Origin of the sequence: Xanthomonas sp. NCPPB 1325 (assembly GCF_041477645.2) — a bacterium.
In the GTDB taxonomy this organism is placed as follows: Bacteria; Pseudomonadota; Gammaproteobacteria; order Xanthomonadales; family Xanthomonadaceae; genus Xanthomonas; species Xanthomonas cannabis.
In genome coordinates this window covers 4,850,713-4,864,950 of the sequence record NZ_CM192985.1, presented here as the reverse complement: position 1 = coordinate 4,864,950, position 14,238 = coordinate 4,850,713, and the positions used below count along the sequence as shown (strand labels likewise).

Here is a 14,238-nt window from a genome sequence, read left to right as displayed (position 1 = left end):
GGTCGATGAGGCGCTACGCGCCTGCTGCGCGCCACGCGTGGATGCAACAGCGCCTTAGCTGCGCGAGGGGAAGATGCCGGACAGCGCGATACAGAAATTGATCGCTGTGTACGGCTGCAGATTCGGATGGGCCTGGTTGCCGCCGCTGTTGCCGATGGTGGATTGAGACAGCGGCACCACCGCACCGGGCGCGGCATACAGTGCGCGCGGCGTCGCTGGTGGCGGGGTGGCAACGTTATTGGCGAACAGGCGGCCGGTTGGCACGCGATTGTCACCGCTGGCGCTGCTGCATTCCATCAGATGCACATGTGCAGGCAGGTTGCCGGCCACCAGCGTCACCGTCTCGGCCCCGGCCGCCTGGCCGACCGGCACCGCCGGTGGCTGCCAGTTCGGATCGGCCGACGGCCCATAGCCCATCGGCGTGCGCCCACGCAGGTCCGGCAGGGCAAAGTTGGTCGTGCCGTCGCCGCCGTAGCGGTTGCTGAGCAGGCTGAACAATGCCTGGTTCTGGTTGATCGGAAGCAGCTGTCCATTGCATTGCGCGAAATACTTCGGGGCGAAAGCAAAACCGGTCAGCATGACCTGACCAATGAAGAACTCGCTCATCCAGATCTCCCAGCGTAGGTGACCCGCCGACCATATGTCGGGGGCGTTCTTACAGATATCTCCCCAGCCCGCGTGCGGCAAGCCACGCAGCAGCAGAACTGGAATGAAGTATTAATTTTTTGTTCTTTAACTGACAGTCAGTTCCTGTTCAAATAGCGCCGCAGCGCAAAGATATGCCATTTCAGGCATGAGTGCGCTGGGCTGAGGCACCAGGACCGTTGCCGGCGCCCATGGGGCGTGCTCAAGGGGATATCACCATGTCTACGAACTGCACCGCCGCAGGCGGCGTGCGCCTGGCCCTGCGCTGGCTGGTGGCGCTGCTGCTGCTGGCAACCTCTCATGTTGCCCTGGCTGCCTATTGCCCGACGCCGCAGAGCGCCACCGTCAACTCCGGCGGCTCGGTCACCTTTGACGTTAGTGCCTGTGATGGCCCAAACAACTTTGGCATGGCCGACGGTGCGCAGCCGAGCCATGGCAATTACGTGCTCACCGGCCAGCTCGATGGTGCCGGTACCGAACGGGTGACCTATAACAACAACGGGGATGGCGCCACCTCGGACGCGTTCTATTTGCTGGACGAGGACAACAACCAGGTCGTCTTCAACATCACCATCAACCCCTCCCGGACGGCCAGTATCGCGGTCACCCCGGCCAGTCGTAATGAGGACAGCGGCGCCTCCTTCGTCTACACGGTCACGCTGAGCCAGACCAATACCTCGGCGACCACGGTCAATCTGACCCGCAGCGGCACGGCCACCAACGGCACCGACTACAGCGGTGCGGTCACCAGCGTCGTGGTGCCGGCCAACACCGCCTCGGCCAGCTTCAGCGTCACGCCGATCGCCGATACCACGGTGGAGCCGGACGAGACGGTGATCTTCAGCGTTGCCAGCGGTAGCGGGTATTCGGTCGGCAATCCGGCCAGCGCAACCGCCACCATCGCCAACGATGATTTCCCGACTGCGAGCATCGCGGTGTCCCCAGCCAGCGTGGCAGAGGATGGCGCCGCCAACCTGGTCTACACCGTCGCCCTGAGCCAGGCGACCTTATCGGCGGTGTCGATCGGCTTCAGCGTGGGAGGTACCGCGACCTCGGGCACCGACTACGCGGCGGTCAGCTCCCCAGTGGTGATTCAGGCCGGGCAGACCAGCGCCACCATCACGATCAATCCCACCGCCGACAGTACGATCGAGCCGGATGAAACCGTGATCCTGGCCCTGACCGCCGGCAGCGGCTACACCGTGGGTTCGCCCTCCAACGCCACCGGCACCATCCTCAACGATGACCAGCCGTCGCTGAGCATCAACGACGTGTCGGTGAACGAGGGCAATTCAGGCACCACCAACGCCACCTTTACCGTCTCGCTGAGCCAGCCGGCCGGCGCCGGCGGAGTCGGCTTCGACATCGCCACTGCCGATGGCACCGCCACCGCGGGCGTGGACTACGTCGCCGCCAGCCTGGCCGGGCAGACCATCCCGGCCGGCAGCAGCAGCGCGACCTTCACCGTACTGATCAATGGCGACACGCTCGCCGAACCGACCGAGACCTTCTTCGTCAACGTCAGCAACGTCACCGGCGCAGCGGTGGCCGACGCGCAGGGCCAGGGCACGATCGTCAACGACGATGCGCAACCGGCGTTGTCGATCGACGACGTCAGCGTCATCGAGGGCAACAGCGGCACCACCACGGCCACCTTCACGGTAAGCCTCAGCGCAGCCAGTGGCCAGACCGTCACGGTCAACTACGCGACCGCCGATGGCACGGCCAACGCGGGCAGCGACTATGCCCCGCGCTCCGGTACGCTGACCTTCGCGCCCGGCGTCACCGCGCAAGGCGTGGCGGTGACGGTCAACGGCGACACCGCGGTCGAGCCCAACGAAACCTTCTCCGTCGCCCTGTCCGGTGCCAGCAACGCGACCATCGCCCGCGCCACCGGCACCGCGACCATCACCAACGATGACGCGGCGGTGGTGATCGGGCCGGCCGCCTTGCCGGCCGCCACCGCAGGCAGCGCCTACAGCCAGAACCTGAGCGCCAGCGGCGGCACCGCGCCGTACAGCTTCGCGATCACCGCCGGCGCCCTGCCGGCCGGATTGACACTGAGCAGTAGCGGCATGCTGTCGGGAACGCCCACCGCCAGTGGCACCTTCAACTTCACGGCAACCGCGACCGACAGCGGTGCGCCGACCTCCGGCAGCCGTGCCTATGCATTGACGGTGGCCGCGCCGACCGTGACCCTGCCGGCGACCGCCCTACCGGCAGGTACCGCGGGCCAGGCGTATGCAGGCGCGATCAATCCGGCGACCGGCGGCATTGCGCCGTACACCTATACGGTGAGTGCCGGTGTCCTGCCTGCGGGGATCACACTGGCCGCCAGCACCGGTGCGCTGAGCGGTACCACGACAAGTGTCGGCACCTTCACCTTCAGCGTGACGGCCACCGACAGCACCAGCGGCACCCCGTCACAAGCCACACGCGGCTACACCCTGACCATCGCTGCCCCGCAAGTCGTGGTCGCACCGACCACGGTGCCCGGCGCCACGCGTGGCACTGCCTACAGCCAGGCATTGAGCGCCAGTGGCGGTACCGCGCCGTATACCTACGCGATTGTCGGCGGCGTGTTGCCGGCGGGCCTGACCCTGGCCAGCAACGGCACGCTGTCGGGTACGGCGACGGTGGAAGGCACGTTCAACTTCACCGTGCAGGCGACTGATGCCAACAGCTTCACCGGCACGCAGGCCTATGCGCTGACCGTGGCCGGCCCGAATCTGGTGCTGCCCGCATCCACCTTGCCGGCCGGCACGGCAGGGCAGGCGTACACCGCGGCCATCACTCCGGCCACCGGCGGTACTGCGCCCTACAGTTATGCGTTGAGCGCAGGCGCGCTGCCGGCCGGTGTGGTGCTGGACACGGCCACCGGTGGACTGAGCGGCACACCCACCGTGGCGGGCACGTTCAACTTCACACTCACCGTGTCCGACAGCACGCCCAGCCCGGCTGCGCAGGCTTCGCGCAGCTATGCGTTGACCATCGCGGCACCGCAGATCGTGGTCGCACCGACCACGGTGCCCGGCGCCACGCGTGGCACTGCCTACAGCCAGGCATTGAGCGCCAGTGGCGGTACCGCGCCGTATACCTACGCGATTGCCGGCGGCGTGTTGCCGGCGGGCCTGACCCTGGCCAGCAACGGCACGCTGTCGGGTACGGCGACAGTGGAAGGCACGTTCAACTTCACCGTGCAGGCGACCGATGCCAACAGCTTTACCGGCACGCAGGCCTATGCGCTGACCGTGGCCGGCCCGACCCTGGTGCTGCCTGCATCCACCTTGCCTGCGGGCACGGCGGGGCAGGCGTACACCGCGGCGATCACTCCGGCCACCGGCGGCACCGCCCCGTACAGCTATGCGCTGACTGCCGGCGCGCTGCCGGCCGGCGTGGTGCTGGATGCGGCGACCGGCGGGCTGAGCGGCACACCCACCGTGGCAGGCACCTTCAACTTCACCCTCACTGCCTCCGACAGCACGCCCAGCCCGGCTGCGCAGGCCTCGCGCAGCTATGCACTGAGCATCGGTGCGGCCACGCTGGTGATCGGGCAGGGCACGCTGCCGCCGGCCGTCAATGGCACCGCATACAGCCAGACGTTGACCGTGTCCGGCGGCGTGGCGCCTTACCGTTTCAGCGTGACCAGCGGCACCTTGCCGGCCGGGTTGACGCTGGCTGCCGACGGCACGCTGTCCGGTACGCCCAGTGCCGAAGGCGTCAGCAACTTCACCATCACCGTGACCGACGCCAGTGCTGCCAGCGCGGCGCAGGCCTACAGCGTCAGCGTGGGCAGCGCCGCGCCGGTGGCGGTGGCAGACGCTGCCGTGACCATGGACGGCACCGCCGTGACGGTGGCGGTGACCGGCAACGACACCGGCACGATCACCGCGATTGCCATTATCACTGCGCCGACCAACGGCAGTGCCGTGGTCAATGGCTTGAATGTGGTCTACACGCCAAACGCCGGATTCATCGGCACCGACGTGGTGAGCTATACCGCGAGCGGCAGTGGCGGCACCTCGGCGGCGACCACGCTGACCATCACCGTCAACGCGCGGCCGGTGGCGGTGTCGGTGACCGCGGAGGCGGTGCCCGGCGAAGCACAGCAGGTGGACATCACCCGCAATGCCACCGGCGGGCCGTTTGTGGCTGCGGCCGTGGTCGCGGTGCTGCCGGCCTCGGCCGGTACTGCCACCATCACCCGGGTGGGCGGCACTGCCACCGCCGCAGCGGCGCGCGCCTCCGGCGGCCCGTCGCCGGCCGCGGCGGCAATGGCCGAAACGCCGAGCTTCATGCTGACCTTTACCCCCAACCCGGCGTTCGTCGGCCAGGCCACGGTGCAGTTCACCTTGTCCAACGCCTTCGCGACCTCGGTGCCGGCCAATGTGGTGTTCAACATCGCGCCGCGCCGCGACCCGAGCCAGGACGCGGAAGTGCGTGGCCTGATCGATGCGCAGTCCGAGTCCACGCGGCGGTTTGCCCGTGCGCAGATCGACAACTTCCAGCGCCGTCTGGAAGCCACCCACCGTGGTGGTGGCAGCTTCACCAACGCGGTGAGCTTCCAGCCCACCTCGCATTGCCGCCAGGCCGAGCGCGGCATCACTGCGCAGCCGTGCAGCCCGGACACCCAGGACGCCGACAACGACTTCCGCGATGCGCCGGCGGCAGCGGCGGCGGGCAGCAGCGAAGGTGTGCAGGGCCAGGGCGACCTGGGCCTGTGGATCGGCGGTGCGATCCGCTCGGGCAGCTTGAACCGGCAGACCAACAGCAACGGCGTGGATTTCCAGACCGACGGCCTGAGCGTCGGCGCCGACTACCGGGTTGCGCAGTCGCTGGCGATCGGTGCGGGCCTGGGCTGGGGCCGCGACGACAGCGATGTGGGCACGCGCGGCAGCCGCAGCAAGGGCACCGCGTACACCATGGCGCTATATGCCAGCTTCCACCCGGGCAAGGCGTTCTTCTTCGACACCCTGGTGGGTTACCAGATGTTGTCCTACGACCTGCGCCGCTTCGTCACCGACGACAGTTCGCTGGCCGAGGGCAACCGCGACGGCAAGCAGTGGATCGCCTCGCTGTCCACCGGTGCCGACCTGCAGCGCGGCGACGTGCAGATCACCCCGTATGCGCGGGTGGATGTGGCACGTGCCACGCTGGATGGCTATGCGGAAGACGGCGTGGCGCCGTTCGCGCTGCGCTATGCCGACATGGATGTGGCCACCACGACCGGCAACCTGGGCCTGCGCCTGGAGTGGCGCCGCGAAGTACGCTGGGGCCGGCTGACCCCGCAGTTGCGCGTGGAGTATCAGCGCGACTTCCAGGGCCGTGGCGATGCCACGCTGAGCTATGCCGATCTCAACGGCGGCCCGTTCTATCGCACCGCGCAAAGTGCGTTCGACCGCAACCGGTTGATGGTCGGTATCGGCGCGGCATTGCTGACCGAGCAAGGCCTGTCCACGCGTCTGGAGTACCGCGGCATCACCGATGGCGACAGCAACAACGACCAGACCTGGATGATCAATCTGGAAAAGAAATACTGATCGCGGCACAAGCCCGCTCAGCAAGCAATGCGATGGGCCGGGCGATGACCCCGGCCCATCGCATTTGCGACGTTTGCCCGGTGGATGCGGCTGGCCCGCCGCTTGATGGCCTGCCCCTGTTCGACCTGCGGTTGCGATCACGCAGGTCGCACGCCGGCTGCCGCGCGATCGCGGCGCGGGAATGTGCACCGCTCTGACTCCGGTGCTGGCCGACGCGGCGCTGCCGGGCAGCGTCGATGCGCCGGCCGGCCGGCACATCCATCTGATTCGGTGCGATCCGCATGCGGCGTCGAATGCTTGCGCCGCACGGCATTGGCAATGAGGGGCTGCATCGGATTGCAGCGCGCGCCGGCAGCGCGCCTGCGCGTTCGACCGCACGGCGCACATGCATCAGCGCCAGGGCAGATCGCGGCCAGCGCCGACAGCGCATCACGCGCGCATCCGGCACAATGCGCGCACGCATGTACGTCACCTCCGCGCCCGATTTCCGCCTTTATCCATCCAATGCGCTGGATACCCTGGCTGCCTTGCTGGCCCAGGAGCTGCGACGACCGGTACCCGGGCAGCCGCTGCTGCAACCGGAGGTAGTGCTGATCCCGCAGGTGGCGATGCGGCGCTGGCTGCAATCCACGCTGGCGGCCGAGCACGGGGTGGCGGCGAATCTGGAATTCCTGACTCCCGGTGAATTCGTCGCGCGCGCGCTGGAGTGCAACCTCGGCCCGGCCGACGACGATCTGGACATGGCCACCACGCAGTGGCGGCTGTACGCGGCCCTGCAATCGGACCTGGGCAGCGATGCGGCGTTGGCACCGCTGGCCGGTTATCTGTCCGACGGCGATGCGCTCAAGCCCTGGGCGCTGGCTGGCGAATTGGGCAATGTGTTCGAGAAGTACCAGGCCTGGCGCCGCGACTGGTTGTTGCGTTGGGAAGGCGGCGCCGACCCCGACGATCCGCAGGCGCGGCTGTGGCGCAGCATCGCATCGGGCCGGCAATACCGTGCGCGTCGCATCGGCCAGTATCTGGACCGCTACGCGCGCGCCGACGGGCCTTTGCCACACGGCTTGCCGGGCCGGCTGTTCGCCTTCGCCATCCTCAATATCTCGCCCGACGTGCTGCGCGTGCTGGCCACGCAGGCGCGCGTGGGCACGCTGCATTTCTATCTGCCCACGCCCACGCAAGGCTATTGGGGCGATTTGCAGACCCTGTGGCAACGCCGCCGCGAAGACGGTGCGGTGCAGCTGTTCGCCGAACAGGTGCAGGAAAACCCGCTGCTGCAGGCCTGGGGCGCGGCCGGGCGCGACTTCATGGCGCTGGTGGGCGATTACGAGGTGGTGCACCCGCTGGCCGAAATCGCCGCCTATGCCGACCCGCTGGAGTCCGGCCGCCGCGCGCTGGCCGATGGCGGACTGGGCGACAGCCTGTTGCGGCGCATGCAGAGCGACCTGTTCCATCGCCGCGCGCCACGCGTACCGGCCGCGTTGCCGACGGTGAATCGGCACGACCCCAGCCTGCAGGTGCACGCCTGCCACACGCGGCTGCGTGAGTTGCAGGTACTGCACGACCAGCTGCGCGCCTTGCTCGACGACCCGCGCTTCGACCCGCCCTTGCAGCCGCGCGAGATCGCGGTGCTGTCGCCGGATATCGACCCGTACGTGCCGTATCTGGACGCGGTGTTCGGCAGCCACGGCAACGACGACGCGTTGCCGTATGCGCTGGCCGATGCCAGCCCGCTGGCAAGCGAGCCGCTGGCCGAGGTTTTTCTGAGCTTGCTCGGCTTGCCGATCGCACGCTTCGGCCTGCACGAAATTCTCGACCTGCTGGCCAGCGCACCAATTGCCGAAGCCGCCGGCCTGGACGAAGCCGGGCTGGAACGCCTGCGCGGCTGGCTGCACGCGGCCGGCGCGCGCTGGGGCCTGGATGCGGCGCATCGGCGTCAACTGCAGGCCCCGAGCGACGACGCCTACACCTGGCGCTTCGCGCTGGACCGGCTGCTGCTGGGGCATGCCAGCGGTGCCGACGACGACATCGATGGCGTGGCGCCGTGGCCGCAGCTGGAGGGAAGCGCATTGGCCGCGCTCGATACTTTATTGCGGCTGTTGCGCGTGCTCGAACGGCATCAAGCGGTGCTGGCCGAAGCGATGACGCCGGTGGAGTGGCGCGAGCGTCTGCTTGGCCTGCTGGAGGCGCTGATGCCAAAAGCGCCCACCGCACCGCGTGCACAGCGCGCGCTGGACCGCCTGCGCAGCTTGATCGACCAGTTCGCCCGCGATGCGGTGCGTGCCGACTACGCAGGCAAGGTGCCGGCCGACGTGGTGCGTGCGCATTTCGCCGCAGTGCTGGGCGAATCGGATACGCGCGCGCCGCTGCTCACCGGCGGCATCAGTTTTGGCCGCATGGTGCCGATGCGCCTGCTGCCGTTCCGGGTGATCTGCCTGCTCGGCATGAACGACGGCGACTTCCCGCGCCGCGACCCGGCCGCCGGGCTCAATCGGCTCACCGCCGAGTTGGGCACCGAGCGTCGCCGCCACGGTGACCGCTCCACCCGCGAGGACGACCGGTTCTTGTTTTTGCAGTTGTTCGCCTCTGCGCAGGAGGTGTTCTACCTGAGCTATCTCGGTGCCGACGCGCGCGATGGCAGCGTGCGTGAGCCGTCGGTGCTGGTGAGCGAGTTGCTGGGCAGCGCGGCGCAGTACCACGCCGACCCAGCGGCGCTGAACACGCTGGTGGTGCATCACCCGTTGCAGCCGTTCGCCGCCGCCGCGTTCGGCGCGGTGGGCGACGACGCGCACGCCGACCCACGCCGTTTCAGTTATCGCCGGCAATGGCGCCCGGCCGTGGACAGCCTGACCGGGCAGCGCCAGGCGTTGGCGCCGTGGGTGGCCGGCGCAGTGCCGGCCGACACCGTTGCGCTGCCTGCCAACGTGTCGATCGACGACCTGCGCCGCCTGTTCGGCGACCCGGCCGGGCAGTTCCTGCGCCACCGCCTGGGCATGCGGCTGCCTGATCCGGCCAGCGAAGACAGTGACCTCGAACCACTGCTCGCCTCCACCCGCGGGCTGGACCACTACGGCCTGCAGCAGCAGGTGTTCGACGCGGCGCTGGCCGGCGACACCGAGCGGCTGTACGAGCGTCTACGCGCGCGCGCGCTGCTGCCATCCGGCCCGCTGGGGCGCCGCCAGCTCGATGAGCGGGTAGCGCAACTGCGTCCGTATGCGCAGGCATTCCGGCAATGGCGTGGCGAAGCGCCGGCGCAGTCGCGCCGGCTGCAGGTGCAGATCGGCGCGACGGAAGTGCATGGCCGCGTGCCTGGTTGGTACGCCGATGGCGTTGGGCGGGTACAGGTCGGCGCGCTCAGCGGCCGCAGCACGATCCGCCACGGCCTGGAATGGCTGCTGCTGCGCGCCGCCGGCGAGCAGGCGCCGTATGTGCGCTTCTTCGAACACGACGACGGCCTGGGCCCGCATCCCATCGACCCAGAACCGCTATCGCAGACGCAGGCGCACAGCGCCCTGGCCGAACTGCTGCAGCTGTATCGCCACGGCCTGCAGGCGCCGTTGCCGTTCGCGCCGTACAGTAGCTGGAAATACCACCAGGCCGCGCGCAGCGACGACCTGGACAAGGCCATCAAGGACGCCGCCGGGCAGTGGCAGGCCAGCTTCGGCTGGAGCGAGTCGCATAGCCCGGAACTGCGCCTGGTCAACCGCGGCCGCGACCCGTTTGCAGATGCGCAGCGCTTTACCGAGTTCGCCACCACCAGCCACCGTGTGTACGACCTGCTCGAACGCGGCAGCACCAACACCACGCTCGACCCGGAGCGGCTGATCGACAGCTGGCGCCACTGGCACGGCGCGCAGGACGACGCCGAATGAGCAGCGCTCCCGTCATCGACCCGTACCTGCATCTGCCGCTGCACGGCGTGCGCCTGATCGAGGCCAGCGCCGGCACCGGCAAGACCTTCACCCTGGCCACGCTGTTCACCCGGCTGGTGGTCGAGCGCGGCCTGCGCATCGGCCAGATCCTCGCGGTGACCTTCACCGAAGCCGCCACCCAGGAACTGCGCCGCCGCATCCGCGAACGCCTGGTGCTGGCTGCAACGCTGGTGCCCGATGCCTCTTCCACCATCGTAGGAGCGCACCCGGGCGCGACCGAACCGGCCATCGTACCGACGCCCGATGCTGTAGGAGCGGCCTCGGCCGCGACCGATCTCGCCAACGACCGGTCGCGGCCAAGGCCGCTCCTACACGAAGCGCCCGACGCCCTGCTCACCCGCGCCATTCTCGAAGCGCACCTGGCCACCGGCACCGAAACCCCTGCCGCCCTGCGCCGCCGCCTGCAACAGGCCGTCGAAGAAATCGACCTGGCCGCCGTGTTCACCATCCACGGCTTCTGCGCGCGCGTGCTGCGCGAACATGCGCTGGAAAGCGGCCAGACCTTCGCCGCACCGCAACTGCTCGCCAACGACCGCGAATTGCTGGGCGAAGTCGCTGCCGACCTATGGCGGCAACGCGCCGCCGATGCGGTGATGGCCGAAGACCTGATCGCCTTGTGGTCGGGCGGCCCGCCCGCCCTGGCCACCGATCTGCGCGCCTTGGTGCGGCACCCGGCCATCCTGCCCGCACGCTCCGATGACGCCACCGACGATGCCGCGGCATTGCTGCAGGCCGTGCACGACGCCAGCCATGCATTGGCGGCCGCGTTCCAGGCGCATGGCACGGCGTTTTTCGAAGCCATCATGGCCGCCATCGATGGCGGCATCCTGAGCAAGGTCAGCTACAAGCCCGAGTGGTTGGCAGCGTTGTGGCACTGGTTCCAGAGCTTCGCCGCGGCGCCCTCGCACGACAGCGCGCCGCATCCGAAGTTGCCCAAGCTCACCGCTGCGGAGCTGGCGGCCGGCACCAACAAGAAGTTCGTCGACCGCACGCCGGCCTCGCCGATGAGCCACGAGATCGATGGCTATCTCACCGCGCTCGCAAACGTCGAACAATGGCGCACCCGCCGCCGCATCCGCCTGCTGCACGCGCTGCGCGACGACGCCATCGCACGGCTGGCACTGCTCAAGCGCCAGCGCCGCGTGCAGACCTACGACGACCTGGTCGATGGCGTGGCGCATGCGCTGCAAGGCCCGCAGGCCGATGCCTTGGTGCATCGCCTGCGCGCGCAATACGCCATCGCGCTGGTGGACGAATTCCAGGACACCGATGACCGCCAGTGGGCGATCTTCTCCACTGTGTTCGGCCAGGGCCCGCTTGCCCGCGCCGCCGGCCTGGCGCCGGCGCTGTTCCTGATCGGCGACCCCAAGCAGGCCATCTACGGCTTTCGCGGCGGCGACGTGCGCACCTATCTGGCCGCGGCAGTCACTGCCGAACTGGCGCCACCGCTGAGCCACAATTTCCGCTCGCGCCCCGGCGTGCTGGCCGCCATCGATGCGCTGTACGCGCAGGCCGGCTACACCGACGCCTTCCTCACCGACGGCATCGCCTTCCACCCGGTGCAGGCCGGCACCAAACGGCTGGACACGGACCTGCAATGCAAGGGCGTCACCGCGCCGGCACTCACGCTGTGGCGTGCGCCCGAGCCACCGCCGGCGATGAAGGGCAAGCCCAAACCCTGGAGCGCCGGCCGCGCCCGCGAACTGGCCACCGCCGCCTGCGTCGCAGCGATCCGCAGCTGGCTGGCCGGTGGCCGCGACGGCAGTGCCACCATCAACGGCCGCCCCGTGCAGGCCGGCGACATCGCCGTGCTGGTGCGCAGCCACGGCGAGGCCACCCGTATCCAGCAGGCGCTGGGCGCGGTGGGCATCCCCGCCGTGGCCGCCGGCAAGCAAAGCCTGTTCGCCACCGACGAAGCGCTGGAATTGCTCGCCCTGCTGCAGGCCTTGCTCGACCCCGGCGACGACAGCCGCCTGCGCGCCGCCCTGGCCACCGTGTTGATCGGCGAAGACGCCGCCGCCATCGCTGCGCTCGCACACGACGGCGAGCGTCACCGCCGCTGGCAGCAGCACGCACTGGACTGGCGCGAGCGTTGGCAACGCGGCGGCCCGCTGGCCTTGATCGGCGAACTGGGCGCCGCGCATGGGCAACGCCTGCTCGCCCTGGTCGATGGCGAACGCCGCCTCACCAACTATCTGCAACTGGCCGAACTGCTGCAGGAAGCCGACGCCCGCGCGCTCGGCCCGCATGGCCTGGTGGACTGGCTGTCGCGCCGCATCGCCAACGCCGACGACAACGACGAAGCCCAGCAGCTGCGGCTGGAGTCGGACGCGCGCCGCGTGCAGATCGTCACCCTGCACAAGAGCAAGGGCCTGGAATATCCGCTGGTGTTCCTGCCGTACATCGGCATCGGTCGCAGCGACAAGGGCGCCGGCCGCCACTGCGTGGTGCATGCGCCGGACCTCGGTCGCCAGCTGCATTGGAAGACAGATAAAGAAGACCCGACCTGGAGCGCCGCCGAAACCGCCTGGAAACAGGAACAACGCGCCGAAGACGCGCGCCTGCTCTACGTCGGCCTGACCCGCGCCGAGCACGCACTGTGGATCGCCAGCGGCCCGTTCCATCAGCACGAACGCACTGCGTTGGCCGGCATGCTGCGCACACTCGATGCCTTGCAGGGCGCGGCAGGCGAGGGCGCGGTGGTGGTCGACACCAGCACGCCGCCCACCAACCTACCACGCCTGCCGCCACCGCCGGAGGCGCAGGTGCCGCCTGCGCGCATCCCGCAGCGGCATATCGCCCCGGAATGGTGGGTCTACAGCTTCACCCAGCTGGCCAATGCCGATGCCGGCGCCGCCACCGACCCGATGGCCAGCGCCACCGTGGTGGGCAGCGGCGGCAGCGACGAGCCGTCCGGCAGCGAAGCAATCGCGGTGGCCACCGAGGCCGAACCCTTCGATCCACGGTTCGCCGGCAACCGCTTCGGCGTGGTGATGCACGACGTGTTCGAGCGCTGCGACTTCGCTGCCTGGCAGCGCTGGCGGCCCGGCCAACCCGCCCCCGATGGCCAGGCTGCGCCCATCGTCGAGGCCTTGCAGCGCGGCGGCTACGCCCAGGACGAACTCGACGACGGCCTGAGCATGCTCACCGCGCTGATCGGCCACACCCTCACCGTCGCGCTGCCCGAAGGCACCCGCCTTGCCGACGTACCCGCGCCGCAGCGTCGCAACGAGATGGAATTCCACTTCGCCATGCGGCCCACCCGCGTGGATGCGCTGCTGGCCTTGCTGCACCGGTTTGGCGTGGTCGGCGACCGCCAGGCCTTCGGCCTGCGCCAGCGCCTGGAAGGCCTGATGACCGGCCTGATCGACCTCACCTACACCGTGGACGGCCGCTGGTACGTGCTGGACTACAAATCCAACCGCCTGCCCAGCTACGACGCCGACGCCCTGGCCCGCGCCATGGCGCACAGCGAGTACGAGCTGCAGGCGCTGATCTACACCGTGGCGCTGCACCGCTGGCTGCGCTTCCGCCTGGGCGACGCCGCCGAGGGCGGTGGCTACGACTACGCCCGCGACTTCGGCGGCGTGCGCTATCTGTTCTGCCGCGGCCTGGATGCCGGGCGCAACGCCGGGGGCGATGGCGTGCCTGCCTCCAGCGCCGGCCGCGTGCGCGAGCCCCTGCCTGATGACCTGGCACCCGAACCCGACCGCCACGCGACACCCGAAACAACCGGAACAACCGGAACAACCGGAACAACCGGAACAACCCAGGAGTCCGCCAGGCCCGGCACCGCCCAGGACCCTGCCAGATCCGGCACCGACCAGGACGTCGCCGTATCCGGCCTTGCCCTGCGCTCCGGCGCTGCAACCGCTGACAGCGCACCTGCCAGCGATCCCGCCCCCGGCATCCACGCCTGGCGCTTCGACCCCGCCCTGGTGGAAGCCCTGGACGTCTTGTTCGCCGGCAACGCCCCGGAGCCGATGTCCAGCAGCGCACCAACGCAACTGGTCCCCGATGGCTCAAAGCCCCTCTCCCCCCGGGACCTCGGTCCCCTTCAAGGGGAGAGGGGTTGGGGTGAGGGTACGTCCGCCACAGAAGCGCCCGACCCATGACCCAACAAA

General features: G+C 69.3%; 4 protein-coding genes. 3 read left to right on the top strand and 1 reads right to left on the bottom strand.

The genetic code is table 11. The annotated features are described in order from the left end of the window. Positions 1–54 precede the first annotated feature (54 nt). Positions 55–606: a phage tail protein gene (locus ACCQ10_RS20535; protein WP_228890576.1), complete on the bottom strand. Its 552-nt coding sequence runs from the start codon at positions 604–606 to the stop codon at positions 55–57. 293 nt (positions 607–899) lie between these two features. Here ACCQ10_RS20535 and ACCQ10_RS20530 point away from each other — a divergent pair, with 293 nt between their 5' ends. From ACCQ10_RS20530 to ACCQ10_RS20520, 3 genes are all read left to right on the top strand, one after another. Next, positions 900–6,185 carry a putative Ig domain-containing protein gene (locus ACCQ10_RS20530; RefSeq protein WP_506191978.1) on the top strand — a complete coding sequence of 1,762 codons (5,286 nt, stop codon included), beginning with the start codon at positions 900–902 and terminating at the stop codon, positions 6,183–6,185. Positions 6,186–6,646: 461 nt separating this feature from the next. Further along, positions 6,647–10,054 carry an exodeoxyribonuclease V subunit gamma gene (gene recC, locus ACCQ10_RS20525; RefSeq protein ID WP_372361757.1) on the top strand — a complete coding sequence of 1,136 codons (3,408 nt, stop codon included), beginning with the start codon at positions 6,647–6,649 and terminating at the stop codon, positions 10,052–10,054. Then, entirely contained in the window at positions 10,051–14,229 is a 4,179-nt protein-coding gene (locus ACCQ10_RS20520) for a UvrD-helicase domain-containing protein (RefSeq protein ID WP_372361756.1), read from the top strand. The genes recC and ACCQ10_RS20520 overlap by 4 nt, the downstream gene beginning before the upstream one ends. The last annotated feature ends 9 nt before the right edge of the window (positions 14,230–14,238 follow it).